The organism is Alkalihalophilus marmarensis DSM 21297 (assembly GCF_000474275.2).
Lineage (GTDB): Bacteria > Bacillota > Bacilli > Bacillales > Bacillaceae_D > Alkalihalophilus > Alkalihalophilus marmarensis.
The window spans coordinates 167,879-191,899 of record NZ_ATAE01000005.1; the positions used below are offsets into that span (position 1 = coordinate 167,879).

The 24,021-nt window shown below is 39.8% G+C and carries 25 protein-coding genes; 21 read left to right on the top strand and 4 right to left on the bottom strand.

The annotated features are described in order from the left end of the window. The first annotated feature begins 7 nt into the window (after positions 1–7). The 15 genes from A33I_RS02225 (at position 8) to A33I_RS02290 (ending at position 14,365) form a co-directional block, all read left to right on the top strand. Positions 8–406, top strand: coding sequence for a cytidine deaminase (locus tag A33I_RS02225; protein ID WP_012958149.1), 399 nt, complete (start codon positions 8–10; stop codon positions 404–406). After that, complete coding sequence (era, locus tag A33I_RS02230; RefSeq protein ID WP_022626844.1) at positions 399–1,310, top strand: GTPase Era; 912 nt, start codon at positions 399–401, stop codon at positions 1,308–1,310. The genes A33I_RS02225 and era overlap by 8 nt, the downstream gene beginning before the upstream one ends. 296 nt (positions 1,311–1,606) lie before the next feature. Beyond that, positions 1,607–1,753 (top strand): YqzL family protein, encoded by a 147-nt coding sequence (locus A33I_RS20100; RefSeq protein ID WP_012958151.1) that lies wholly within the window; start codon positions 1,607–1,609, stop codon positions 1,751–1,753. Between the two features lie 41 nt (positions 1,754–1,794). After that, entirely contained in the window at positions 1,795–2,556 is a 762-nt protein-coding gene (gene recO, locus A33I_RS02235; RefSeq protein WP_022626845.1) for a DNA repair protein RecO, read from the top strand. Positions 2,557–2,893: 337 nt separating this feature from the next. Next, positions 2,894–3,781: a glycine--tRNA ligase subunit alpha gene (glyQ, locus tag A33I_RS02240; RefSeq protein WP_012958153.1), complete on the top strand. Its 888-nt coding sequence runs from the start codon at positions 2,894–2,896 to the stop codon at positions 3,779–3,781. Beyond that, the gene (gene glyS / locus A33I_RS02245) at positions 3,774–5,855 is read left to right on the top strand and encodes a glycine--tRNA ligase subunit beta (protein ID WP_022626846.1); all 2,082 of its coding nucleotides are present in this window, start codon (positions 3,774–3,776) and stop codon (positions 5,853–5,855) included. The genes glyQ and glyS overlap by 8 nt, the downstream gene beginning before the upstream one ends. Positions 5,856–5,960: 105 nt before the next feature. Beyond that, positions 5,961–6,605 (top strand): transcriptional regulator CcpN, encoded by a 645-nt coding sequence (gene ccpN / locus A33I_RS02250; RefSeq protein WP_022626847.1) that lies wholly within the window; start codon positions 5,961–5,963, stop codon positions 6,603–6,605. Positions 6,606–6,631: 26 nt separating this feature from the next. Then, positions 6,632–7,447, top strand: coding sequence for a pyruvate, water dikinase regulatory protein (locus A33I_RS02255; RefSeq protein ID WP_022626848.1), 816 nt, complete (start codon positions 6,632–6,634; stop codon positions 7,445–7,447). Between the two features lie 351 nt (positions 7,448–7,798). Next, complete coding sequence (locus A33I_RS02260) at positions 7,799–8,260, top strand: YaiI/YqxD family protein (RefSeq protein ID WP_022626849.1); 462 nt, start codon at positions 7,799–7,801, stop codon at positions 8,258–8,260. Positions 8,261–8,317: 57 nt separating this feature from the next. Beyond that, positions 8,318–10,111 (top strand): DNA primase, encoded by a 1,794-nt coding sequence (gene dnaG / locus A33I_RS02265; RefSeq protein WP_031311348.1) that lies wholly within the window; start codon positions 8,318–8,320, stop codon positions 10,109–10,111. A 57-nt stretch (positions 10,112–10,168) separates the two neighbouring features. Beyond that, positions 10,169–11,287 carry an RNA polymerase sigma factor RpoD gene (gene rpoD / locus A33I_RS02270; RefSeq protein ID WP_012958159.1) on the top strand — a complete coding sequence of 373 codons (1,119 nt, stop codon included), beginning with the start codon at positions 10,169–10,171 and terminating at the stop codon, positions 11,285–11,287. Positions 11,288–11,362: 75 nt separating this feature from the next. Then, a complete protein-coding gene (locus A33I_RS02275; RefSeq protein ID WP_022626851.1) occupies positions 11,363–11,902 on the top strand; it encodes a hypothetical protein in 540 nt (179 codons plus the stop codon). A 133-nt stretch (positions 11,903–12,035) separates the two neighbouring features. Continuing rightward, positions 12,036–12,407: a cytochrome c550 gene (gene cccA / locus A33I_RS02280; RefSeq protein ID WP_022626852.1), complete on the top strand. Its 372-nt coding sequence runs from the start codon at positions 12,036–12,038 to the stop codon at positions 12,405–12,407. 129 nt (positions 12,408–12,536) lie between these two features. Next, on the top strand, positions 12,537–13,247 hold the full coding sequence (locus A33I_RS02285) for a tRNA (adenine(22)-N(1))-methyltransferase (RefSeq protein WP_022626853.1): 711 nt from the start codon (positions 12,537–12,539) through the stop codon (positions 13,245–13,247). Next, positions 13,244–14,365: a Nif3-like dinuclear metal center hexameric protein gene (locus A33I_RS02290; RefSeq protein ID WP_022626854.1), complete on the top strand. Its 1,122-nt coding sequence runs from the start codon at positions 13,244–13,246 to the stop codon at positions 14,363–14,365. The genes A33I_RS02285 and A33I_RS02290 overlap by 4 nt, the downstream gene beginning before the upstream one ends. Before the next feature lie 61 nt (positions 14,366–14,426). On the opposite strand, the gene A33I_RS02295 is transcribed toward A33I_RS02290, so the two are convergent. The 3 genes from A33I_RS02295 to vrrA form a co-directional block, all read right to left on the bottom strand. Continuing rightward, complete coding sequence (locus tag A33I_RS02295; protein WP_022626855.1) at positions 14,427–15,371, bottom strand: 4-hydroxy-3-methylbut-2-enyl diphosphate reductase; 945 nt, start codon at positions 15,369–15,371, stop codon at positions 14,427–14,429. A 105-nt stretch (positions 15,372–15,476) separates the two neighbouring features. Next, positions 15,477–15,965, bottom strand: coding sequence for a CarD family transcriptional regulator (locus A33I_RS02300; RefSeq protein ID WP_012958165.1), 489 nt, complete (start codon positions 15,963–15,965; stop codon positions 15,477–15,479). A gap of 104 nt (positions 15,966–16,069) precedes the next feature. Beyond that, on the bottom strand, positions 16,070–16,690 hold the full coding sequence (vrrA, locus tag A33I_RS02305; protein WP_022626856.1) for a VrrA/YqfQ family protein: 621 nt from the start codon (positions 16,688–16,690) through the stop codon (positions 16,070–16,072). Positions 16,691–16,963: 273 nt separating this feature from the next. On the opposite strand from vrrA, the gene A33I_RS02310 reads away from it, so the two are divergent. Together A33I_RS02310 and A33I_RS02315 are read left to right on the top strand one after the other, a co-directional pair. Then, positions 16,964–18,328 carry a DEAD/DEAH box helicase gene (locus tag A33I_RS02310; protein WP_022626857.1) on the top strand — a complete coding sequence of 455 codons (1,365 nt, stop codon included), beginning with the start codon at positions 16,964–16,966 and terminating at the stop codon, positions 18,326–18,328. Positions 18,329–18,343: 15 nt separating this feature from the next. Continuing rightward, a complete protein-coding gene (locus A33I_RS02315) occupies positions 18,344–19,237 on the top strand; it encodes a deoxyribonuclease IV (protein WP_022626858.1) in 894 nt (297 codons plus the stop codon). A gap of 130 nt (positions 19,238–19,367) precedes the next feature. Here the strand turns inward: A33I_RS02315 and A33I_RS02320 are convergent, their stop codons facing one another. Further along, complete coding sequence (locus A33I_RS02320; protein ID WP_022626859.1) at positions 19,368–19,631, bottom strand: DUF2624 domain-containing protein; 264 nt, start codon at positions 19,629–19,631, stop codon at positions 19,368–19,370. Between the two features lie 255 nt (positions 19,632–19,886). On the opposite strand from A33I_RS02320, the gene A33I_RS02325 reads away from it, so the two are divergent. The 4 genes from A33I_RS02325 (at position 19,887) to A33I_RS02345 (ending at position 23,980) form a co-directional block, all read left to right on the top strand. Then, the gene (locus A33I_RS02325) at positions 19,887–21,023 is read left to right on the top strand and encodes a two-component system sensor histidine kinase NtrB (RefSeq protein WP_022626860.1); all 1,137 of its coding nucleotides are present in this window, start codon (positions 19,887–19,889) and stop codon (positions 21,021–21,023) included. A gap of 218 nt (positions 21,024–21,241) precedes the next feature. Further along, positions 21,242–21,997 carry a metal ABC transporter ATP-binding protein gene (locus A33I_RS02330; RefSeq protein ID WP_022626861.1) on the top strand — a complete coding sequence of 252 codons (756 nt, stop codon included), beginning with the start codon at positions 21,242–21,244 and terminating at the stop codon, positions 21,995–21,997. Beyond that, a complete protein-coding gene (locus tag A33I_RS02335) occupies positions 21,994–22,872 on the top strand; it encodes a metal ABC transporter permease (protein WP_022626862.1) in 879 nt (292 codons plus the stop codon). Before A33I_RS02330 ends, A33I_RS02335 begins: the two co-directional genes overlap by 4 nt. Before the next feature lie 397 nt (positions 22,873–23,269). Then, positions 23,270–23,980, top strand: coding sequence for a transglycosylase SLT domain-containing protein (locus A33I_RS02345; protein WP_022626864.1), 711 nt, complete (start codon positions 23,270–23,272; stop codon positions 23,978–23,980). The last annotated feature ends 41 nt before the right edge of the window (positions 23,981–24,021 follow it).

The following is a 24,021-nucleotide window of genomic DNA, read 5'->3' on the forward strand; positions in this document are numbered from 1 at the left end:
GAGAACAATGGATAAACAACAATTAATCGAACTAGCTAAAGAGGCACGTGAGAATGCTTATGTACCCTACTCGAAATTTCAGGTAGGAGCAGCGCTTTTAATGGAAGATGGAACCGTGTTTAAGGGAGCGAATATTGAAAACGCTTCTTACGGTTTAACAAATTGTGCGGAAAGAACGGCATTATATAAGGCGTATTCGGAGGGCAATAGGAAGGTTGCTGCCATCGCGGTAGTAGCTGATACAGACCGTCCAGTGCCGCCATGCGGGGCATGTCGTCAAGTAATGGTGGAATTAATTCCGCCGAATGCACCCGTTTACTTAACAAATTTAAAGGGAGACATTAATGAAATGTCTGTTTCAGAATTATTGCCAGGAGCATTTACAGCGGAGGATATGAATGAATAACACACCAAAAGGATTTAAATCAGGATTTGTTTCAATTATTGGAAGGCCAAATGTGGGGAAATCTACACTCTTAAATTATGTTATAGGCCAGAAGATTGCCATCATGTCAGATAAACCCCAAACAACACGAAATAAAATTCAAGGCGTATTTACAAGCAACGAATCACAGGTTGTTTTTATTGATACACCAGGGATTCATAAGCCGAAACACAAACTAGGCGATTTCATGATGAAAGTGGCTCAAAACACTCTGCGTGAAGTTGATTTAATTCTTTATGTAGTTGATGCGGGTGAAGCGTTTGGTTCTGGCGAGGAGTTTATTATTGAGCGGTTAAAAGAGACAAAAACACCTGTCTTTTTAGTAATCAATAAAATTGATAAAGTGCAGCCGGATGATTTATTAGGTATTATTGAAACCTATCGTACGAAGTTTGATTTTACAGAAGTAATTCCAGTATCTGCCCTTCAAGGCAGCAATGTTCCTACGCTAATGGAGCAAATTGTTGACCACCTTGAAGAAGGTCCTCAATACTATCCGAGTGACCAAGTTACCGATCACCCTGAGCGTTTTGTCGTTGCTGAATTAATCCGTGAAAAAGTATTACATCTTACACGTGAAGAGATTCCTCACTCAGTAGCTGTAGTGATCGAACAAATGAAGCGCAGAGATAATGATATGATCTATATCGGCGCAACGATCATAGTTGAGCGTACGTCTCAAAAAGGGATCATCATTGGAAAACAAGGAAGCATGCTTCGTGAAGTTGGGAAGCGGGCACGAGGAGATATCGAAGCGCTGTTAGGCTCTAAAGTCTTCCTTGAGCTGTGGGTTAAAGTTCAAAAAGACTGGAGAAACAAATCAACCCACCTCAGAGACTACGGCTTCAAAGAAGATGAATATTAAAAAGAAAAGCGGAAGCGACTGGTCTGGCATGCGACTTTTACTTGATTTCAATTAAGCACTATTCTGCTACAAAGTTGTAACATAAAATCTAAACAACTTTCACAATGGCTGGGCGTCTAGCCATTGTGTTTTTGTTTCGAAACGATTATGATGAAGACAAATAGAATTTCAAAAAAATAACAACTCTGTTTGTCAAGGTGTATAAATTAACAATTTTTCTCTAACATGAATTTTGCAAACAAGGTCAACCTAGAGATACAGAGCGTTTAAGTCTTGAGAGAAAGGTGGAAATTGAGATGCTCGATTTTTCCTGGAAGGTTTTTTCAATGACTGGCAATTTGGATACGTATTTACTAATTAAAGAACTTGAGCGCGGCCATGAAGATGAAGTGAGCCAAGAAGACGTTGATAATATTGACACGTTAGACGCGCAAACTCATTGACCTTGTTTGCACCTCACAATGCGAATGTGTGGTGATAAGCAATGATGCAAAAAGTAGAAGCTATTGTTATTCGAACGAATGATTACGGCGAATCGAATAAAATTGTTACGTTATTTACAAGAGAAAACGGCAAAGTAGGAGTGATGGCCAGGGGCGCTAAGAAACCTAAAAGCAGGCTGGCTGCCATATCTCAATTGTTTATTCATGGACTGTATTTGTTTCAAAAAAGCAACGGTCTCGGGACGTTAAATCAGGCAGAAATGATTCATTCTTATAAAGAAGTAAGGAATGACTTATTTTTAGCTTCCTATGCAACGTATGTCGTTGAATTAATTGATAAGCTTACGGAGGAGAAACAGCCTAATGAACCGTTGTTTCATTTATTGCAGCAAACATTGCTTTATTTAGATGAAGGTATTGATCCTGAAGTGTTGCTGCGTATATTTGAAATGAAAATGATGCAAGTGGCTGGAATTACACCTGAGCTTGATCAATGTGCGAATTGCGGAAGTACTGAAGTACCATCAGGTTTCTCTATAAAAGAAGCTGGCTTTCTTTGCAAAAAATGCATCCTTAAAGATGAGCATGCCTTTAAGATCACTCCTCATACAGCTAGACTGCTGAGGTTGTTTTATTACATTGATTTGAGCCGTTTAGGGCAAATATCCTTAAAAGATGAGACTAAAAAAGAATTGAAATTAATTATTTCGGCTTATTATGATGAATATTCAGGTGTAACACTACGTTCAAAACGATTTCTCGATCAGCTTGAGCGCATGGGTGATCTTAAACCACCTTATTGACACAACAACTGAAATTCAGTATGATGCTAGTATTATATGGTGCATTGACGGAAAGAAGTACAATTAAGTCCTGTTGAAAGCGAACCTAGGGTGGTGAGAGCTAGGGCAGCAGTTTAATTGGAAGGCGTTCCTGAGCATAACGGTGAAAGTGATTCACTTCGTTTTCTGAGTGAATAAATAGGGTGGAACCGCGGGAGAAACTCTCGTCCCTATGTCGATAAGTCGACATAAGGACGAGAGTTTTTTTCTTTCATCCTACCTCGTTTCTTTCACCTTGAAATGAACCTTGAAATAGACCTTGTGATTAGGTTTTACGAACTATTAAGGAGGAATTAGTATGAATGTCCAAACAATGATTTTGACATTACAAGAATTTTGGTCAAAGCAAAACTGTATGATCATGCAAGCGTATGACACTGAGAAAGGTGCGGGTACGATGAGTCCGTTTACGCTCCTTCGTACAATTGGTCCTGAGCCTTGGAATGTAGCTTATGTTGAACCGTCACGTCGTCCTGCAGATGGTCGTTACGGAGAAAATCCTAACCGTCTTTATCAACACCATCAATTTCAAGTTATTATGAAGCCATCTCCAACTAATATTCAAGAGCTGTACCTTGACAGCTTAAAGGCACTAGGGATCGACCCGCTAAAACATGACATTCGTTTTGTTGAAGATAACTGGGAAAATCCAACTTTAGGATGTGCCGGCCTTGGATGGGAAGTTTGGTTAGACGGCATGGAAATTACACAGTTTACGTATTTTCAACAAGTAGGCGGTATTGAAGCAAACCCAGTTTCTGCAGAAATTACATATGGTTTAGAACGTTTAGCCTCCTATATTCAAGATAAAGAAAATGTGTTTGACCTTGAGTGGGTAGAAGGATTCACGTATGGTGACATCTTTAAACAGCCTGAATATGAGCATTCAAAATATACATTTGAAGTATCTGACAGCCAGATGCTCTTCTCCTTGTTTGGCACATATGAGCAAGAGGCAAAGCGAGCACTAGATGAGAACTTAGTATTCCCAGCCTATGATTATATTTTAAAATGCTCTCACACGTTCAACTTACTGGATGCTAGAGGTGCAATTTCTGTTACAGAGAGAACAGGCTATATCGGTCGAGTAAGAAACTTAGCTCGTACAGCAGCGAAGCTATATTATGATGAGCGTGAGCGTCTAGGATTTCCAATGTTAAAAAAGGGGGATGCAGAGAATGAGTAAACGTGATTTTTTATTTGAGCTTGGCCTTGAAGAACTGCCAGCCCGCTTTGTCACAGATTCAATGAATCAATTAAAGGATAAAGTGAGTGATTGGTTAAAAGAAGAGCGTCTTGATTTTGATGCAATTGAAGCTTTCTCAACACCGCGTCGTTTAGCCATTTATATAAAAGGATTAAAAGAGAAACAGCCAGATGTAGAAGCAGAAGCAAAGGGTCCTGCTAAGAAAATTGCTCAAGATGAGGAAGGGAACTGGTCAAAAGCTGCTCTAGGTTTTGCGAGAGGTCAAGGAGTAACAGCAGATGATCTGTTTTTTAAGGAGCTCAAGGGTGTAGAGTATGTGTATGCTAAGACGTTTACAGCAGGCAAGAAAACGGTTGAATTGTTACCTGCTTTAAAGACAATCGTTACTTCTATGCACTTTCCAAAAAATATGCGCTGGAATCAATATGACCTGCGTTTCGCGCGTCCAATTCAATGGATGGTTGCCCTATATGGAGAAAAAATTATTCCATTTGAAATAACAGATGTTCAAACTAGCAACAAAACACGCGGTCATCGTTTCTTAGGGGAGGAAGTGAAATTAGATACTCCTTCAGATTATGAAACAGCTTTATTAGGCCAGTATGTTATTGCAAGACCCGAAGAGCGCAAGCGCGCGATTCGCAACCAGCTTGAATCAATGACAGAAGGAAATGGCTGGGTTATTCCGATTGATGAAGACTTGTTAGAAGAAGTAACAAATCTTGTAGAATACCCTACTGCTTTATCAGGTACGTATGACGAGTCCTTTTTAGAGATTCCTAAAGAAGTGCTTATCACTTCAATGCGTGAGCATCAACGTTACTTCCCAGTAGAAGATACAGAAGGGAAACTTTTGCCTCACTTCGTAACGGTGCGTAATGGTGATCATCAGCATCTTGAAAATGTCGCAAAAGGGAATGAAAAAGTTCTGCGTGCACGTCTTTCTGATGCGGCTTTCTTCTATGCAGAAGATCAAAAGCTTAAGATTGAAGATGCATTAGGCCGTCTTGAAAACATTGTATACCACGAGGATCTAGGGTCGATTGCTGATAAGGTTCGCCGTGTTCGTAAAGGAGTCACTTCTATCAGTAAGCTTGTTGCTCTTGATTCTAACGAGCAAGAAGTGGCAGATCGTATTGCTGAAATCGCAAAGTTTGACCTTGTCACTCAAATGGTCTATGAATTCCCTGAGCTTCAAGGGCGTATGGGTGAAGTGTACGCTGGACTGATCGGTGAGCCCGTTGAGGTTACATTAGGTATTAAAGAGCATTATATGCCTAAATTTGCTGGAGATAAGAGCCCTTCTGCAAAAGCAAGTACTGTTGTAAGTTTGGCTGATAAGCTAGATACCATTGTCACATGCTTTGCGATTGGTCTTATTCCGACAGGTTCACAAGACCCTTATGCACTGAGAAGACAAGCCGCAGGAATTGTACAGATGATTTCTGATTATGATTTTGACGTGGAAATCGATGAATTAGTAGCAGCAAGTCTTGATGTTAGTGAGGAGCGCGGTTTATTGAAGCGTGACCGAGAAGATATTACAAAAGAGGTTATGGACTTCTTCTCACTCCGTATAAAAAATGCACTGCAAGAAAAAGGCATCCGCTATGACGTCATCGATGCTGTTTTAACGAGCAAAGCGATTCATGTACCAACCACAGTTAAAAAAGCAGAATTGTTAATGGATCAAGTATCCCAACCAGCATTTAAGAAAACCGTAGAGGCGTTAAGCCGTGTAACAAATATTGCTAAAAAAGCAGAAACGGCTGTAGAAATTAAGCCTGAACTATTTGAAAAAGAAGAAGAGAGAGAACTATATAGGCAGTATGAGTTAGCTCAAAAAGAAGTGCAGATTGCTCTTGCAAATGGGGATGCCTCTCGTGCATTTAAGAGTCTGCAATCGATTGAGCCAAGTATCCATGCTTATTTCGATCATATTATGGTTATGGCTGAAGAAGAGAAAGTGAAACGTAATCGTTTAGCGCAAATGCTTGAATTATCGGCTGTAATCCGTGCCTTTGCTAACTTCCAATCTATTGTGTTTAGCTAAACAATGTATAACCAGCTAAGTACTTGAGCGTTTTTTGTGTAAAAAGCTGATTATATAGTATATAATATTGGGGATAAAGCATAACACATTTGTGTGTTGAAGGCGGTGGAAACAATCGAACTCACAAATCGGCAAGAACATATTGTAGACATTGTGAAGCAAAATGGGCCTATTACAGGTGAACAAATTGCAGAGCGTCTTTCCTTAACGAGAGCAACTTTGCGTCCCGATTTAGCAATTCTAACGATGGCTGGTTATTTAGATGCCAGACCGCGAGTAGGATATTTTTATACCGGTAAAACAGGTACAGAGTTACTTGGAGAAAAAGTTAAAAATATCACCGTAAGGCATTATCAATCACGCCCAATTGTGGTGCAGGAGTCATCCTCTGTATATGATGCTATTTGTACAATGTTCCTAGAGGATGTTGGGACATTGTTTGTCACAGATAAACAAACAACGCTCGTTGGTGTGCTGTCTAGAAAAGATTTATTGCGTGCAAGTCTTGGAAAACAAGCATTAGAATCAATTCCGGTTAGTATTATTATGACACGAATGCCAAATATAACAGTTTGTAAAGAAGACGATCTCATTATTGAAGTAGCAAAGAAGTTAATTAATAAACAAATTGATGGACTGCCTATCGTTCAAGACGTCGATTATGGTTCTGGCTATGAGGTCATCGGCCGAATCACTAAAACAAATATAACTTCGCTGCTCGTAGATTTAGCAAACGAAGAAACGATCTAGGGAAGCACGGATGTAAGGAGGTCATGATGGTAGAAGTGAAGCAACGTCCTGTTGTATATGTCGTCTCTGATTCTGTAGGCGAAACTGCAGAATTAGTGGTTAAAGCTGCTGCGAGCCAATTTAATGGTGCGGGTGTAGAAGTTCGTCGGATTCCATATGTAGAAGATACGGGAACCATAGATGAAATTATATATTTAGCCTCACAGGCAAATGCTTTAATTGCATTTACGCTCGTTGTACCTGAAATCAAAAATTATTTGATTGAACGTGCTGCAGCTAAAAATGTAGAGACAGTAGACATCATAGGACCTATGTTGAATAAAATTGAAACGTTAACTGGCAAAGAACCAAGATATGAGCCTGGTCTTGTATACCGTCTTGATGAAGATTACTTTAGAAAAGTAGAAGCAATTGAATTTGCTGTAAAGTATGATGACGGGCGTGACCCAAGGGGAATTATGAGAGCAGATGTAGTGTTAATCGGGGTGTCGCGTACATCTAAAACGCCGCTTTCGCAATACCTCGCTCATAAGCGTTTGAAAGTAGCTAATGTTCCTCTAGTCCCTGAGGTGGAACCTCCGCAAGAACTCTTTAAGATCTCTGCTAAGAAATGTATCGGATTAAAAATTTCACCTGAGAAATTAAACGATATCCGTGCAGAACGCTTAAAAGCGCTAGGGTTAAAAGCTCAAGCTAATTATGCGAATATCGAGAGAATCAAAGAGGAACTTGTCTATGCTGAAGATGTAATGAATCGAATTGGATGTCCGGTCATTGATGTCTCGAATAAAGCAGTAGAAGAAACTGCAAATCTCATTTCAAGTATGTTTCAACGCAAGTAAGTACAAAGAAAGGCACCTTTAGGTAAAAGGTGCCTTTCCTTTGTACGCTCTTATGTAAAATGATCTTATTTGTAATGTTTATTAAATACCACTAGTCAAATGATTCAAAGTTCCGTATAATAAAGAATTGTGTTCTTATTTGTATAAGAAAGAATGGATTGTAGAAAAAAAGAACGATTATTTTTAAAAAGTCAAGACTTTTTCTTGTTTTTTTGGTAATGATAGTAAAGAAGAATGTGTATAAATAGCTTATTGATAAAAAAATCATGACAATTCATATCATTCGACAAGAAACAGCGAAATTCTTTAAAATGTTTGCAGGAATCTAAAAGAGGATGTTGAATTGAAGTTATGAGCGAACTTATTGTTAAGGTATTTGTAGATGCAGATTCATGTCCTGTGAAAAAGGAAATTGTGTCGATCTGTCAGAAGTTTAACCAATCAGCTGTTTTTGTTTCCTCGATTGCACATGAAATGAATGTGCCTGATGGGTTTACGCATGTATCGGTTGATTCAGATAAAGAGGCTGCAGACATGTATATTCTTAATCAATCGAAGCGTGGCGATTGCTGTGTAACGCAAGATCATGCATTAGCCTCTATTCTATTGCCAAAAGGGGTGGATGTGTTATCACCCAGAGGGTATGTATATCGTGAAGAAACCATTATGCAGATGCTTGATGCCCGTTATCTTTCACAAAAAGAAAGGCGTAAAGGCGGTAAAACAAAAGGGCCTCGTGCTTTTACAGAAGAAGATCGCTCACTTTTTTGTCATCAATTTACAAGGGTTTTATCAAAAAAAGCAGGAAAATAGCAAAAAAGCTCGAACATATATTACACTCATCAGGAAAGAAATATGGTGATGCTTAATATGAGTGGTCGAATACCCGAGGAGAAAATTGAACAGATTCGCAAATCTACTGATATTGTAGAGGTTATCAGTGACTATGTTCAACTCAAGAAGCAAGGCCGTCAATATATAGGCTTATGTCCTTTTCATGGTGAGAAGTCACCATCATTCTCTGTATCTCAAGATAAACAGCTCTACCATTGTTTTGGATGCGGGGCAGGCGGGAATGTTTTTTCCTTTTTGATGGAACATGAGGGGTATACTTTTGTAGATGCTGCAAAAGACCTGGCAGGAAGAGCAAATATTGATCTTCCCGTTCAAAGTCAAGGGGAAACAAACCGTCATTCGCCTACTAAAACGATGATCGATGGGCACGAGCTTGCATCTAAACTGTACCACCATGTTCTTACATTAACAGAAGAAGGTGCAGGCGGCAGAGAATATGCTAAATCAAGAAAATTCACAAAAGAACAGCTAGAACACTTTCAAATAGGCTTTGCCCCAAACAGGTGGGATTCTCTTAAAATCATCTTAGATAAGAGAGGCTTTTCTCTTGAGATGATGGCTAAAGCTGGGTTGCTTGGAATTAGGGAGTCTGATAACGGTTATTATGATAGATTTAGAAATCGGCTCATGTTTCCGATATGGGATAACCAAGGAAAAGTCATTGCATTTGGCGGCAGGAGTATTGGTTCGGATAAGCCCAAATATTTAAATAGTGCGGAAACTCCTATTTTTCACAAAAGCAATACGTTATATGCCCTTCATTTAGCGAGACCGTACATTCGTAAGGAAAATGCTGCCATCCTTTTTGAAGGGTATGTGGATGTAGTAGCTGCGTGGGGGGCAGGTATCACTAATGGAGTGGCGACGCTTGGAACCTCATTAACGCAAGAGCAGGCCAAAGTATTACGCCGTAATGCTGAAAATGTAACCATTTGTTATGACTCTGACCGAGCCGGGGTTGATGCTGCATTCAGGTCAGCTACAATTCTTGAAGAAGCAGGCTGTCACGTGAAAATTGCACAGATGCCTGAAGGGCTTGATCCCGATGACTTCATCCGAGAATTTGGAGCAGAGCGCTTTAAAACGGATGTAATAGGGGCAAGCTTATCATTAATGGCATTTAAGATGCGGTTTTTAAGAAAAGGAAGAAATCTGCAGGATGAAGGAGAACGTCTGCGCTATATCGAAGAGGTTCTTCGGGAAATTTCCTCTTTGAAGAGGGCTGTAGAACGTGATCACTATTTAAGGCAGCTTGCAGATGAATTTTCTCTTTCTTTAGAAGCATTAAAACAAGAGCAGTTTCAACTTTATCGTGCAAAAAAACAGCAGCAGGCCGGAAAAAGTGAACAGCCGATTAAACGGCATGCGACAAAAGCTCTTAATCAAAAAAAGCTTCTCCCTGCATACAAAAATGCAGAAAGGCTGCTTCTTGCTCATATGATGCGGGATATAGAGATTGCAGAACAAGTGCAGGAGCGGATTGGCGGAGCGTTTAACGTTGATGAGCATCATGCCATTGCAGCTTATCTTTTTGCCTTTTACGGTGAAGGTAATGAAGCTGACCCGAGTCAATTTGTGAATCGCCTAGAAGATCCAGATCTTATGAGAGTTGCCTCAGAGCTTGCTATGTTGTCGGTTAATGAAGAATGCTCGGAACAAGAGTTAATCGATTATATGAAACAGATTGAAAATTACCCAAAGTGGGTAGATATACAACAGAAAGAAATACTTATGAAGCAGGAACATGATCCCGTTGCAGCTGCAAAGTTAAAAATGGAGATTATTCAAATGAAAAAACAACTTCATTAACTCGTTGTAATGAGGATTATGCCTAATGGGTTGTGAACAATGGAAGGAGGGGATCGAATGGCAGAGAAACCATTACGCCCGCTAGCGGAAGGTGAATTGTCCATCGATCAAGTAAAAGAACAATTAGTTGAGGTAGGGAAAAAGAGAGGGGTCTTAACCTATACAGAAATTACAGAGAAATTAGCTGTATTTGACCAAGATTCTGATCAAATGGATGAATTCTTCGAATACCTTGGAGAGCAAGGTGTAGAGATCCTGAATGAGTCTGATGATGTTCCTAATCTTCAGCAAGCGGCAAAAGAAGAAGAAGAGTTTGATTTAAATGATTTGAGTGTACCCCCGGGTATTAAAATAAATGACCCTGTACGTATGTACTTAAAAGAAATTGGTCGTGTTCCCCTTCTTTCTGCTCAAGAAGAAATTGAGCTGGCAAAACGTATTGAGCAAGGAGACGAAGAGGCGAAGCGTCGTCTAGCAGAAGCTAACTTACGTCTTGTTGTATCGATTGCTAAACGTTACGTAGGGCGTGGAATGCTGTTCCTTGACTTAATTCAAGAAGGAAATATGGGATTAATTAAGGCGGTTGAGAAGTTCGATTATGAGAAAGGATACAAGTTCAGTACGTATGCTACTTGGTGGATTCGTCAAGCGATCACACGTGCAATTGCTGACCAAGCAAGAACCATTCGTATCCCAGTACACATGGTTGAAACGATTAATAAGTTAATCCGTGTTCAACGTCAATTACTGCAAGATTTTGGCCGCGAACCAACACCTGAAGAAGTAGCTGAAGAGATGGAGCTTACGCCTGAGAAAGTACGTGAGATCCTGAAAATTGCTCAAGAGCCTGTGTCGCTTGAAACACCTATTGGTGAAGAAGATGATTCTCACTTAGGAGATTTCATTGAAGACCAAGAAGCACTTGCACCATCTGATGCTGCTGCATACGAATTATTAAAAGAACAGCTTGAAGATGTGTTAGATACATTGACTGATCGTGAAGAGAATGTATTACGTCTACGCTTTGGTCTTGACGATGGTCGTACGAGAACATTAGAAGAGGTAGGAAAAGTTTTCGGTGTTACTCGTGAACGTATTCGTCAAATTGAAGCAAAAGCACTTCGTAAACTTCGTCATCCAAGCCGAAGCAAGCGTCTAAAAGATTTCTTAGAATAGAACGGTTACGATGGTTTGCTCGCCTTATGCGGGCGAACCATTTTTTCCATCACGCTGCATATAAGGAGAAACACGATGGATGAAAAAAGAAAAGCGATTATTATAAATGAAATTAAGTACTGGCGCGAATCAAAGCTGCTTCCTTCCCAGTATTGTGATTTCTTATTAACGCTTTATTCAGAAGGAGAGGACCTAGAGACAGCCGACTTAGGAAAGCGCTTCCGAAACATTCGGACAATCTATTCCTTTATTATTGTTCAGCTTTCATTTGTCTTTACTGCTCTTGTCATTTATTTTACTGATTTTTCAAATGGATTGCAAATGCTTATAGGTTTGACTTTTTCGATTATTGTGTTAATTATAGCAAAACGGACTAGGGCAGATGCCTTTTTTCTTAAACAATTTTACTATTTTATAGGGGCTCTGATTCTTTTTTTACTAACGATTGAATGGGTTGTTCACTACAACAGTACTAATAACCTTTTATTATCAGCAGCGATTATTTTACATTGCGTTTTTTGGCTCTTTGCAGGGCTGAAATGGAAAATGCGATTTTTTACGATATCTGCTATACTAGGACTAGTAGTGTTAGGAATTTTTTGGCTGGTGCGTTAAAAGAGTGACAAAAAACGCAATTATGCCGACACTACTTTTCACCAGAGACATTTTCGAGTAAAATGGAGAAGGTAATCTTTATCGTCTACATAATTGACGTGAAAGTAGTTTACGTGCAAAGGAGGGTATTAGCATGAAAGGAAGACCACTTTTACCATTTGCGATCATAGCAATTGTCGGGATTGTTGTTATGATTTCGCTTTCATTTATTGGGTTAAACCAGCGTGAGGCGATGCAGGCAGATGAAGAAGGAGAAGAAGAGGTAACTGAAATCGAAGATCCGGTAGTAGCTGGAGAAGAATTAGTGCAAGCTTCATGTATCGGCTGTCACGGTGGAGATTTAAGCGGTGGTGCAGGTCCTGCCCTAACGTCTCTTGAAGGTCAATACACTCAAGAAGAAATTACAGATATTGTTGTTAATGGGATTGGATCAATGCCGTCAGTTAACGATAACGAAGTAGAAGCAGACGCAATTGCACAGTATTTACTATCTATTTCAGAATAACAGGAGAAGCGGGAGTTATGACAACTCTCGCTTTTTTATGCAGTAAAAGCCTTGTCTAGTTGCGAAATGAGGCTAATATCGTTAAGATGAGAGACAGAAAAGATATTGAAATGACAGGTGTGTTTAAAAATGAATGATAGACAATTGTCCAAACGATTACAACGAATAGCGGCTTACGTCCCTAAGGGCTCAAAAACAGCTGATATTGGGTCTGATCATGCCTATCTTCCATGCTATTTATGCCTTGAAGACCAAACGGCAAAAGCAATTGCTGGAGAGGTCAATGAAGGGCCGTATTTGTCGGCTGTTTCACAGGTGAGACAATCTGGGTTAACAGACAGAATTTCCGTGCGTATGGGAAATGGTTTAGAAGTCATTGAACATGCGGACCAAGTGAATGTTATAACAATTGCAGGAATGGGCGGAGCTTTAATCACTTCTATCTTAGAAGATGGTAAAGACAAATTAAAAGAGGTAGACAGGCTTATCTTGCAGCCTAATGTTTCTGCTATCACAATTAGAGAGTGGCTTGATAGAGAAGGGTGGAGCCTTGCTTCTGAAGAAATTATTGAAGAAGACGACAAGATCTATGAGATTTTAGTAGCTGATCGCGGTGAAAATGTAATGTTGTATGAAGAAGACCGCAAAAAGAAGATGCTGCTTGGACCTTATTTAATAAATGAAATGAATGAAGCATTTCAAAAGAAATGGACCTATGAAATGAAAAATTGGGAGAGAATTTTAACCCAGTTTGAGAGAGCAACAGAAACTCCAGAGTTGAGCGCGAAGAAAGATGAGTTGAAACACAAGATTAAGATGGTACAGGAGGTATTGAGATGACTAAACTTGTAAATGGTCAAGCGCTTATTCAACATTTTGAGAGCTGGTCACCTAAATCCTTTGCTGTAGAAGGCGACCGTAATGGTGTCATGATTGGCACGTTAAATAAGCCTATAAAAAAAGTAATGGTAGCTCTTGATGTGCTAGAAGAGGTCATTGATGAAGCAGTTAGAGAAAGTGTAGACCTTATTGTGGCGCACCACCCGCTGCTGTTCCGACCATTAAAGAAAATCGATACAAACACCGCGCACGGTCGGATAGTGGAAAAGGCGATTAAACATGACATTACTATTTATGCCGCTCATACCAATCTTGATATTGCTAAAGGCGGAGTGAATGATATGATGGCTGAGGCGCTGGGCCTTAGTCACACAGAAGTGCTCTCTCCAACACAGACAACAGCATTAAAAAAGATTGCTGTATTTGTTCCTGAAACTCATGCAGCTGCTGTGCGTGAAGCATTGGGGCAAGCTGGAGCGGGCCATATCGGCAATTACAGTCACTGTACATTCAATTCAAATGGTATAGGTACATTTTTACCTGGTGAGGGAACAAATCCTCATATTGGAGAAGCTCATACACTTGCGAGGGTGGAAGAGGTAAAGGTAGAGACTATTATCCCTGCGCACCTTCAAAATCGTGTAATACAAGCACTTATGAAAGCTCACCCTTATGAAGAGCCTGCCTACGATATTTACCCGTTAGAGAATAAAGGGGAAACACTAGGTCTTGGACGAATTGGACAGCTTCCTGAAGAAATGACGCTGCGTGATTTTGCCGAGCATGTAAAACAGGCTTTTGATGTAGAAGGTGCAAGAGTTGTTGGTGATCTATCGGCAAAAGTGAAAAAAGTAGCTGTGCTTGGCGGGGACGGGAATAAGTATATGATGCAAGCGAAATTTAAAGGTGCTGATGTGATGGTTACAGGTGATGTTTATTATCATGTTGCGCATGATGTGATGATGGAAGGGCTGCATATCGTAGACCCGGGTCACAACGTTGAAAAGGTAATGAAAGAGGGCGTTAAGCGCTTCTTTGATGAGTTTATGCAAAATAAAGGCTATACCACAGAAGTTATTGCCTCAAAGCCAAATACAGATCCATTCCAATTTGTTTAATCCTATCGATCTAAATCAATAGCACATAAAAAATCCGTCACAACACTGTGACGGATTTTTACTATTTCTTCGCTTTAACCTTAGGAAGAATTTTCTGCAAGGCTACTTTACGTTCTAATGTCCATGTAGATTCATCTTCAGGGTCGTAGTTTTCAAGAAATGTAATGACCTCTTTAGTAATTGGTGTCGGAGTTGAAGCTCCTGAGGTTACACCTACGAGATTTACACCTTTAAGCCATTCAAGCTGAAGCTCAGAGATGTCGCCGATGCGATATGCTTTAGTTCCGGCAATCTGTTCAGATACTTGAGCTAAACGATTAGAGTTATTACTCTTAGGGTCACCTACTACAATGACAAGGTCACATTCCTTTGCTTGTTCCGCTACAGCTTCTTGTCTCACTTGCGTAGCTAAGCAAATTTCATTATGAACCTCCGCAGAAGGATAAACCTCCATCGCTTTTTTCATAATGTCAGATACATCCCATTGGCTCATTGTCGTTTGATTCGTAATAATGAGTTTATCTGTTCCTACTTTAAGGTTAGAAACATCTTCTACAGATTCAACGAGATGAACAGCTTCGGGAGCTACCCCAATTGCTCCTTCAGGTTCGGGATGTCCCTTTTTCCCGACGTAGATGAACTCATATCCTTCAGCAGCTTTTTCGCGGATAAGGTCATGTGTACGCGTCACATCCGGGCATGTAGCATCGACTACAGTTAACCCTTTTTCCTTTGCGAGCTTGCGAACTTCAGGAGATACACCGTGAGCCGTAAAAATAACGGTGCCTTTTTCTACTTGCTTTAAGATCTCAACACGGTTTGGACCATCTAAAGAAATAATTCCATCTTCTTCAAAAGCTTCTGTTACATGCTGATTGTGGACAATCATACCAAGAATATAGATCGGTCTTGGCAAGTCCAAGTTTTGTGCTGCTTGTCTAGCTAATACCATCGCATCTACTACTCCGTAGCAGTATCCGCGAGGTGAAATTTTCATCACATTCATGACAGGCCTCCTAAAATGAGAGCTCCTGTCCTCACATATGGAGAACAGGATTGTCGATTCGTCATATATTATAAAGGAGAAAAATAGATGTGACAATCATTTCGCTTAGTTAAGCTCCAGTAGGGCACTATCTATAAATTCATACGCTTGTTCTTCGGTCATATCATTCATTAGGACAAGCTCACTAGCAATCATCTGGCGAGCTTTTTGCAGATGGTTACGATCTTGAATATGCAGTCCATTTGCTCGTTCTGATTGTTTTTTGGAAAGGGATGAAATCAGGTGAGCCGCGTCAATAATATTGCCGCTTTTAAGCAGGTTTTCAGTTTCGCGTGAGAAATGACTAGTAGATGGTGGTGTTTCAGGTCCGTTTTGAAGGGCTTCCACTAAAACTTCTAGTTCTTGCTGATCAATAACTTTTCGAAGTCCCGATTGATCAATACGGTTTTCAGGCAGCATCAGTTTGACATCAACGAGTGGGAAGTGAAGGATGTAATAGGAATGAGTTTCACCTAAAACGTCTTTCTCTTCAATATCTTGAATCGTACCAGCACCGTGATATGGGTATACGACGTGATCACCAACTTTAAACATGAGCATTCCTCCATTCGAGTAATACTAATAGTATAACACAAAATGAGGTAAATTTAAAATTTTACTATCATCAACAGAATGTTGTCAACAAAAAAATGCTATCATTAGATATAAAGTTTGGGAGCAGGCAAGCCTTGAGCAGTGTGATTGATCGGTCTCGGCCTTCTGCCCCTGTTAATAGCAGCAGTTGTTACATTTGGCACAGATGAATTTACTGGCAGGGTGCCTGCTGTCTGTGCTGCAGAGGGAATCGTTTGAGAGTCAAGGTTTGTTGGTACGCCTGCTGCTTGCGGGGCAGCTGTACTAGGCGTATCATTGCTCCTCATGATTCTCCATATGGCGGGCATATTTCTAATTAGAGGGCCGTATTGCTGAACCATAGGCACGACCTGTTGTGTTAATCCGAGGACGCGTTGAGTATTTTGCAGAATCGTTGTAAAATTCATCGTTCCGCTTGCCCCTGCAGCTGCCCGGCCGATCCCTCCTGCTCCTCCGAGCGCTTGTGTAGCACCTCCACCAAATAATCTAGCTAATAATCCACCGCCGCGCCCTGCAGCAGATAAGCCTCCTATTCCTCTGGCAATACCGCCTGCCTGAGGTGCATAAGGAGCAAATGAGCTGGCTGCTCCACTAAGCATGGGGGCTTGCTGCATAAAGTTCGCTGCTGAATACATGGCTGGCTGCAAGGGAACCGGACCAAGGGGTGGCCCCATAAAACGTTGCATAATAATGCCTCCTTTCACGTACATTCAATCTCCTTATAAATAGGTATATGCCGCCTGAGGAAAAAAGGTGAAATAAAGGATATGATAAAAGTAAAGTAGCAACAATACTATAAACTATGATAAAATGAACTATTGCATTGAACGTTTACACAAATGAAATCATTTTGATTAAGTACAATGAATGAAGGACAATGACATTAAATAGACTAACAAATGAGCAAACGATTAAATCGGACGAGCATTACTAGTCTCGGATAAGGGTGAGGAATGATTATGGAAGCAAGCAATTTTAAAAGATTCGAATTAAAACCATTTCTAATAGAGGCGTTATCAGGACAACGTTTTTCATTACCAACGGAAATTCAAGAGCGACTAATCCCTGCGATTAAAAATGGCAAAGATGTCATCGGACAATCACAAACAGGGACAGGGAAAACACTATCCTTCTTACTGCCGATCTTAGATAAAATAGATCCAGCGAAAGACGAAGTACAAGCAATTATCACAGCACCGACTAGGGAGCTGGCATCTCAATTATTTGATGAATTAAAGAAGTTATTAGAACACTGCCCAGAAGAGGAAATGATTCATGCAAAGTTATTAGTTGGCGGAACCGACCGAAACCGTGCGATTGAAGGATTAAAGACTCAGCCGCATATTGTAGTAGGAACAGCTGGACGTATCGGGGACTTAATGGATGACAAAGCATTGCTTGTTTATACAGCAGCTATGCTTGTTGTTGATGAGGCTGATCAAATGCTTGATATGGGTTTTATTGCAGATGTGGATAAAGTAGCATCACGTATGGCAGAAGACCTTCAAATGATGATATTCTCAGCAACGATCCCAGAGAAGCTTCAGCCATTTTTGAAGAAGTACATGAATGATCCGCGTCATGTTCAAGTTGAGCCAAAGCATGTTACGGCATCAAAAATCGAGCATCGAATTGTGCCGCTTCGTAACCGTGATAAATTAACATTCACAGTAGAGCTTGCAAAGTCTATTAATCCCTACTTCGCTATTGTATTTACAAATACAAAGGAGCAGGCAGATGAAGTAACTGCAGCAATGCAAGAAGCAGGATTGAATGTGGAGTGTTTACACGGAGGTCTCCAGCCGCGCCAACGCAAACAGATTATGAAGCAAGTGAAAGAAGTAAAAATGCAATATCTTGTGGCAACAGACCTTGCTGCACGTGGGATTGATGTAAAAGGTGTAACTCATATTATCAATTTTGGTCTGCCTAAAGACTTAGACTTTTATGTACACCGTGTAGGTCGTACAGCACGTGCAGGAGCGGACGGAGTTGCTTATACGATCTTTGAGCAAAATGATCAGCAAGCGGTAGAAAAGCTGTTAAAGCGCGGGATTTCATTTACGTATTATGATTTCAAGCGAGGAGAGTGGCAGAAGCTCGACAAACCACCTCTAGGGGTACCAGGTAAGCGCCCAAAATCATCATCAGCTAAGCAAGAAACAGTGAAATCTGGTTCATCTAAAGAAGTTGTGAATACCGGCACTGGAAAAGCTAAAGCAAAGCCGAAAAAAGTAAAGCCTGGCTATAAGAAAAAAGCTCGTTTTAAACAAGCGAAAGAAGCACAAAGAGAGCGTCGCATATCATCACGCAAAAAGAAATAACGGGGGATTTGGAGAATGACCTTAAAACTTGGTTCACATGTATCAATGAATGGAAAAAAGATGCTTTTGGGAGCTAGTGAAGAAGCAGCATCCTATGGTGCAAATACATTTATGATCTATACAGGCGCCCCTCAAAACACGCGTCGTAAACCAATAGAGGACCTAAATATTGAAGCTGGACTCGCTCATATGAAAGAACATAATATGGTTGATATTGTTGTGCATGCACCATACATTATCAATATTGCAAATACAACAAAACCAGAGACATTTGAGCTTGGAGTTAACTTCCTGCGATCAGAGATTGAACGTACAGAAGCATTAGGATCAAAGCAGATTGTTCTGCATCCTGGTGCTCATGTAGGGGCTGGAGCGGAGACTGGGATAGCTAAGATTATTGAAGGTCTAAATGAAGTGTTAGAAACAAAAAATGATGTTCAAATTGCCTTAGAAACAATGGCAGGTAAAGGAACTGAATGCGGCCGTTCATTTGAAGAGCTGGCTGAAATTATAAACGGCGTCACGCATAATGAGCGTTTATCTGTATGCTTTGACACGTGTCACACGCATGATGCTGGTTATGATATTGTTGAAGACTTTGATGGTGTGCTTGATGAATTTGACCGCATCATTGGGGTAGAACGCTTAAAAGTGCTTCATATTAATGACAGCAAGAATATACGCGGAGCTAGAAAAGACCGTCATGAAAATATTGGTTTCGGCCATATTGGTTACAATGCGCTGCATAAGATTGTACATCATCCGCAGCTTAAAGATGTTCCTAAGATTTTAGAAACACCATTTGTAGGTGAAGATAAGAAAAATAAAAAGCCGCCTTATAAACATGAAATAGACATGCTTAAAGCCGGAGAATTTGACGAACATATCCTAGGTAAAATCATGGAATAAATGATGTAAGATAGAATAGAGCCGTCCTTATTAGTTTGATTGAAGCTAATAAGAACGGCTCTTTCTTTTCGGAAAAAAGACTCAATCTTAGTGAAAAGGCGTAAAGCAGATATGGTTTTTTTAATTAAAATTATAAAAAATGGCCAAATTGTTGTAGTAATTGCGTTACAATAGAGGAAACATGTGGATCGACTTCTGTTTGTAATTTTTGAATGATTTTATTGACTTGGTCTGCATTACCAACATCAATTTGTTCTTCTCGCAGGACATTTATGACACCTTCTGCTTGATCTTTTGTAAGTGGAATTTGATATTGCGAACTTAATTGCATTAATTCTCCTGCGGTGAGTGAATTTACTTTCTGATTAACAAGCTGCTGCATAATTGAATTCATCAAAGCACCCCTTTGTCATGTGATTAATGCGAATCGATCAAAAGTGAATGAAACAATCTGATTAAATATATGTTTCTAAACCGAAAAATGTGCAGAAAAAAAAGGGGATTTTATCCTTCTTATCGAATATTTAGAAACGTGACCTAAAATGTTGTTAAATTATTCCAACATTAAACCTCTGAATTTCAGAAAATACGTTCTTGTCTATTTGGACACTAGAACGGTTTTATGCATGCAAAGAAGGAGAGGGGCAAAATGAAAAAGCATCCATTCTACAAACTGGCCCCTAAAGGGAGAAATCATATGTACACTCAACCTAAAACCTCAACGCTACATTCAAAAGATCGTAATGAACCTATACTCAATCCAAGTAAACAATCAGAATCAAGGAATTATATCAATGAACTTGGAATTCCTTATATAAAGGTGAACCCCTATACAGATATTATTGATTGGAATTATTTGTTTATAGAGCTTACTGATATGCGCTCCACGTATTTGAACGGTTCTTCTCTTGAGGAATTATCTACTCACGATGATTTAATGTCCTTATCCTTTCAGCTTGTAGTGAAGGTACTTGAAAATAAGGAGGGGGCTGAAGCCGATTTTGAAGAGGGAGAGATGCTTGTTCGAGTGCGAGCATTATCACCTTGTGAAAATGGTGATGTCTATCTGACCTTTGAAGATAGATCACTTCAAAAGCAGTTTGAGCACCTTTTAACTTTCCACCACCAAATGGAAGCCGTCTCTCATATTGCGGCAGGAGTTGCGCATGAACTCCGAAATCCGTTATCAGTTATTAAAGGGTTCATGCAATTAGCTAAGTTGACGGGTGATCACGAGAAGTATTACGATACCGTTATTTCTGAATTAAATAGAATGAATAGTATTATAGAAGACTTTTTGTCTGTTTCTAGAAAGAAAATTGATCGAAAAAAACAATCGCCTGCTCATATTATGGAATCTTTAATTGAGATTATGAAAGCGGAATGTTTGCTTCACGATGTTGAATTAACCCTTGACATTGAAGAAGCTGATAGGCATGTCTATGCAAATGAATCAATGGTAAAGCAGGTCATGTTGAACTTATTGCGCAATTCGATTGAAGCCTACGGCGGGTCAAATACCGCAAGAAAGTTTAGTATTCATGCCGCAGCATGTGACTCGGTCTATCGAGTCATTATTAGTGATAACGGAAAAGGCATGCCAGATGAAGTGTTAGAACAACTTGGAAAGCCGTTTTTCACAACAAAAGAAAGCGGAACAGGCATAGGCATTCCCTTATGTAAAAAGATTATTGAAGATCACGGCGGTGAATTTATTATAGAAAGTAAATTAAGTGTAGGTACGACGGTCTCCCTCACTTTGCCGTTTATTCCACCTAGCAACTAAGCGCTCCCATCATTATAGGAGTGCTTTTTTGTGTGTTGAAAAGCAACCTTTACAACTGACGAAATTGTCTCTATAATTGTATTCAGGAACAAAAGTTTCCTTAGGTAAACTTTTGTTCCTGAAACTAATCTGCACATTTAGTGATAAGTGACCATATACTTAAGAAAGAATAGGATAACGGGTTATGTAGGTATGTTGCTATAGGAGGGGGAGCGGAGATGAAAGAAGTCATAGAAGTAAGTAACCTTTCGGTATATTACGAGAACAATGAAGCGATAAAAAATATAAGTTTTAAAGCAGACCAGGGACAGTTAATTGGAATTGTTGGACCGAATGGTGCGGGTAAATCCACTCTCATGAAAGCTGTACTTGGGCTAGAGAAGTATAGAGGGAATGTATCTATTCTAGGTAAGAGAGTACAAGAAGTCAGAAAACGAATTTCTTATGTTCCGCAACGTAACCAAATTGATTGGGATTTCCCTGTGCTTGTCGAAGATGTGGTCTTGATGGGACGCGCAGCACATATTGCATGGTATAAGCGGCCGGGAAAAAGGGATAAAGAAATCGTTCAGGAGTGTCTAGATAAAGTCGGTATGACCAAATTCTCGAAGCGGCAAATAGGAGAACTATCGGGTGGACAGCAGCAAAGAGTATTTATTGCTCGTTCACTTGCTCAACAAGCTGATATTTTCTTTTTAGACGAACCTTTTGTTGGAATTGATGTGACGAGTGAGGAAATTATTATTGATCTTTTAAGAGAGTTAAAACGACAACAGAAAACGGTATTTGTGGTACACCATGACTTAAGCAAGGTGCAGGATTATTTTGATCAGCTGCTGCTTATTAACAAGGAATTAATTCAATTTGGTGCAGTAGAGAAAGTTTATACTCCAGAGATTCTTCAACAGACGTATAAGGGCAGTCTAGCCTTATTTGGTACAGAAGATCATAAGATGGTGGTGACTCCTCAATGAATAATATCACTTTTTTCATTGACCAAGTGATGCGCTATCCATATTTGCAACAAGCATTGTTAGCAGCTGTTCTTGTAGGAATTATTTGCGGTGTGATTGGGTGTTTTATTATCTTAAGGGGCATGGCTCTTATGGGGGATGCCATTTCTCATGCCGTACTTCCAGGTGTGGTGGTTTCCTATATGATAGGCATTAATTTTTTCTTTGGTGCTGTATTGACCGGGGTGTTAACAGCTCTTGCGATCGGGTATGTTTCACAGAACAGCCGGATCAAAGATGACTCAGCGATAGGGATTCTTTTTACGGCCGCTTTTGCCCTTGGGATTGTCATGATCACAGGCTTAAGAGGAACTGGTGTTGATTTATGGCACATCTTATTTGGTAATGTTCTGGCAGTATCCCGAACAGATTTATGGGTAACCGCTGGAATTGGATTTTTTGTTATTTTATTAATCGTTATTTTTTATCGTCCATTATTAATCAGTACATTTGATCCTATCATGGCAAAGGCCACAGGAATTCCAGTTCGATTTATCCATTATTTACTGATGCTGCTGTTGTCTCTAGTTACGGTCGCATCCTTAAAATCAGTAGGGATCGTTTTAGTGGTTGCGATGCTGATCACACCGGGTGCAACGGCTTACTTGCTCACAGACCGGCTGCCGGTAATGCTAAGTTTATCTGCTGTTTTTGGCGTGATTTCAGCTATTGTAGGAATATATTTCTCCGTCATTTATGATGTAGCCAGTGGCGCATCGATTGTATTAGCTGCTTCTGTCTTGTTTGGATTAGCCTTTTTCTTTGCTCCAAAACAAGGGATTGTAACGAAGTATATTAAACAGAGAAGATATAAAGAAGCAAGTCGAGCTTCGTAACAAGTGGAGCTTTATATTAAATCGAACTTCACATTTAAATGAGCTTCATACATGTAGACTCCTAATCATTGATTACATTTCATTGATGATTAGGAGTCTTTATTATGCAATGCTTACCATTTGATCTGAAATCATTTCCTGTGCTTCTAAATATCTTCCTGCAAAAAAGTTGAGAAATCAAGCATGAGTGAATAAATGGACTCAAACTATATGGGAATAACGTCGCTGTATCAGGAGAAGCGGTTTAAGAGAGGCATTTCTCAAATTAGACTCTTTTATCAAAGTTGTCTTAGAAGCTATAATTCTGTAGGATTAAAAGCACTGCAGAAGCAAGCAGTACAAATGCAGGATGAAGATTTTAGTAAATTTATTTAATTAAAAACAGAGGAGATACAGGATGAAAAAACAATATTTTTGGTTACTTGCTGTACTAACTCTTGCAATAGGTGTAGGATATTATTTTTATCAAACGATTCAGCTGCAAGAAGCTGTAGATAAATCTGAAGCAAAAATTGAAGAGCTTCAAACAACTGTTGAAGTGAAAGATATGGAACTTTACTATGCCGGAGAAGGCAGTGAGCTAGAGAAGGACACTGGTTATGATTCATGGATGAGATCTGTGCAGTTAGCAGAAGATTTATATGAAGATAGTGAAGGGCGATTCAAGAAAGAATGGGGAATTTTCTTAGGAGAAGTAGCTGAACAGCATGATATAGACCCTCTTATTGTCTATGAAATGTTACGCACCGAAACGGGTGGTAAGTTTGATCCCACCTTAGTTGGTCCGGAAACACGTTATGGACATGCTTATGGTATGGCGCAGTTTATGAAAAATACGGCTCCTTGGATTGCTGAAAAAGCTGGGCTTGAATATTCTGATGAACTTTTATATGATCCGATTTATTCCATTGAGCTGGCTATTGAGTATTTAGGCTTTCTGTATGATCGCTATGAAGACTGGGATCACGCTTTAACAGCTTATCATCGCGGGATGTATGGCCTTGAGAAATACATCGATGAAAATGGACATGCTGCAAGCTGGTATGCAGTAGAAATTCAAGAAAATGCTGAGTCGCTTGAAGGCTTTGCATATTTAAATCAAAGGTAACACTAAGGACTCATCTCATAAAGACCCTGGTTTCTGCCTTG

Bases quoted from the DNA above. Each gene is read 5' to 3' on its own strand.
- A33I_RS02335 (WP_022626862.1), top strand. From the start codon at position 21,994: ATGAATAATATCACTTTTTTCATTGACCAAGTGATGCGCTATCCATAT.
- cccA (WP_022626852.1), top strand. From the start codon at position 12,036: ATGAAAGGAAGACCACTTTTACCATTTGCGATCATAGCAATTGTCGGG.
- A33I_RS02260 (WP_022626849.1), top strand. From the start codon at position 7,799: ATGAGCGAACTTATTGTTAAGGTATTTGTAGATGCAGATTCATGTCCT.
- A33I_RS02275 (WP_022626851.1), top strand. From the start codon at position 11,363: ATGGATGAAAAAAGAAAAGCGATTATTATAAATGAAATTAAGTACTGG.
- glyS (WP_022626846.1), top strand. From the start codon at position 3,774: ATGAGTAAACGTGATTTTTTATTTGAGCTTGGCCTTGAAGAACTGCCA.
- A33I_RS02325 (WP_022626860.1), top strand. From the start codon at position 19,887: ATGAAAAAGCATCCATTCTACAAACTGGCCCCTAAAGGGAGAAATCAT.
- A33I_RS02290 (WP_022626854.1), top strand. From the start codon at position 13,244: ATGACTAAACTTGTAAATGGTCAAGCGCTTATTCAACATTTTGAGAGC.
- A33I_RS02225 (WP_012958149.1), top strand. From the start codon at position 8: ATGGATAAACAACAATTAATCGAACTAGCTAAAGAGGCACGTGAGAAT.
- rpoD (WP_012958159.1), top strand. From the start codon at position 10,169: ATGGCAGAGAAACCATTACGCCCGCTAGCGGAAGGTGAATTGTCCATC.
- A33I_RS02345 (WP_022626864.1), top strand. From the start codon at position 23,270: ATGAAAAAACAATATTTTTGGTTACTTGCTGTACTAACTCTTGCAATA.
- A33I_RS20100 (WP_012958151.1), top strand. From the start codon at position 1,607: ATGCTCGATTTTTCCTGGAAGGTTTTTTCAATGACTGGCAATTTGGAT.
- glyQ (WP_012958153.1), top strand. From the start codon at position 2,894: ATGAATGTCCAAACAATGATTTTGACATTACAAGAATTTTGGTCAAAG.
- A33I_RS02295 (WP_022626855.1), bottom strand. From the start codon at position 15,371: ATGAATGTGATGAAAATTTCACCTCGCGGATACTGCTACGGAGTAGTA.
- A33I_RS02320 (WP_022626859.1), bottom strand. From the start codon at position 19,631: ATGAATTCAATTATGCAGCAGCTTGTTAATCAGAAAGTAAATTCACTC.
- era (WP_022626844.1), top strand. From the start codon at position 399: ATGAATAACACACCAAAAGGATTTAAATCAGGATTTGTTTCAATTATT.
- A33I_RS02310 (WP_022626857.1), top strand. From the start codon at position 16,964: ATGGAAGCAAGCAATTTTAAAAGATTCGAATTAAAACCATTTCTAATA.
- A33I_RS02315 (WP_022626858.1), top strand. From the start codon at position 18,344: ATGACCTTAAAACTTGGTTCACATGTATCAATGAATGGAAAAAAGATG.
- A33I_RS02330 (WP_022626861.1), top strand. From the start codon at position 21,242: ATGAAAGAAGTCATAGAAGTAAGTAACCTTTCGGTATATTACGAGAAC.
- A33I_RS02300 (WP_012958165.1), bottom strand. From the start codon at position 15,965: ATGTTTAAAGTTGGTGATCACGTCGTATACCCATATCACGGTGCTGGT.
- vrrA (WP_022626856.1), bottom strand. From the start codon at position 16,690: ATGCAACGTTTTATGGGGCCACCCCTTGGTCCGGTTCCCTTGCAGCCA.
- A33I_RS02285 (WP_022626853.1), top strand. From the start codon at position 12,537: ATGAATGATAGACAATTGTCCAAACGATTACAACGAATAGCGGCTTAC.
- recO (WP_022626845.1), top strand. From the start codon at position 1,795: ATGATGCAAAAAGTAGAAGCTATTGTTATTCGAACGAATGATTACGGC.
- A33I_RS02255 (WP_022626848.1), top strand. From the start codon at position 6,632: ATGGTAGAAGTGAAGCAACGTCCTGTTGTATATGTCGTCTCTGATTCT.
- dnaG (WP_031311348.1), top strand. From the start codon at position 8,318: ATGAGTGGTCGAATACCCGAGGAGAAAATTGAACAGATTCGCAAATCT.